Raw genomic sequence first — 235 nt, 5'->3', positions numbered from 1 at the left:
GAGGATCCAGGTTGTTGGTGGGCTCGTCCAGCAGCACCAGATCAGCCGGCGCCGCCAGGCAGGCCCATACCTGGAAGAACTGGCGCTGGCCGCCGCTAAGGATATCCAGGCGGGCTCGCAGCAGGGGCTGCAGGAAAGCGGGGAGGCTCTCCTGGTCGGCGCCGGTTAGTTCGAGCAGGTCCCGGGCCGAGACGGGAAGCCCCGCCACCGGTGCGCCGTGCTGGCGATGGTAGGC

General features: G+C 69.8%; 1 protein-coding gene. It reads right to left on the bottom strand.

The features are described 5' to 3' along the window. The coding region (locus ACTFO6_RS19855) for an ATP-binding cassette domain-containing protein (protein ID WP_439936004.1) at nucleotides 1-235 on the bottom strand (235 nt) is incomplete at both ends.

The organism is Pelomicrobium sp. G1, from assembly GCF_051905455.1.
In the GTDB taxonomy this organism is placed as follows: domain Bacteria; phylum Pseudomonadota; class Gammaproteobacteria; order Burkholderiales; family UBA6910; genus Pelomicrobium.
This window is presented reverse-complemented; position numbering and strand designations above follow the sequence as displayed.